1 protein-coding gene is annotated in these 761 nt (G+C 40.1%); it reads right to left on the minus strand.

The features are described from left to right. On the minus strand, positions 1 to 761 hold a 761-nt coding region (locus ACYVHJ_RS19385; protein WP_460518145.1), incomplete at both ends, for a SusD/RagB family nutrient-binding outer membrane lipoprotein.

Below are 761 nucleotides of genomic sequence, written 5' to 3' on the forward strand. Positions count from 1 at the left end.
TCAAATCCCCCTACATAGTCACCAAATATTCCCCATTCATCCATAGATGCTTCAATCGCCTTTTTATAATGACCTTCTGCATCACTGGCACCAAATGCTCCAATGGCTGCAGCTTCTGCCAATATAAATTCAACTTCAGAATAGGTGATGATATCCATGCCCACATATTGGTTGGCATTTTGAAAATATATCTCACTAAGCCGACTATTAAACGGAGTAGTTTTGGGTTCCACTGAAGTTGCTTGAGGACCGGCATTGTAAGCTGTCCATGATGCCTGGCTACCCACCGGTAATCCTACGTACAAACTTGTATCCAGATCATCATAACCACTAGGGTAGGGCAGTACCTCAACAGGGAAGGTTTGTCCCAATGGATCGGTATATTGGATGGTTGTGGCAGTACCAATTTCTTTATCCCATTTCTTTTCAACAGGTCTTAACCACCTATACAACCTTGGATCATTTTGATCTCGTAAAGAGTTAAGAAAGCCTAAGCCCATTCTTCTAGCGTAAGTAATTTCAGAAGACCTAAATTGCCCTCCTCGAAAAGAAGTAGCTGCAGAATTTCCAAGATATTCCAGAACAGCATTGTCATCAGAACTTGTGAAAACATTTTGTGCTGCATCCTGAAACTCAGCATCTAAATCAATACTTAGTTCATTTCTTTTGTTATTTAATAACAAACACATTCTGATTCTGAGCGAATTAATAAACTTCACCCATTTATCCTTGTCTCCGTTGTATAACAGGTCATAGCCATC

The sequence above is a fragment of the Cyclobacterium sediminis genome (assembly GCF_054781075.1).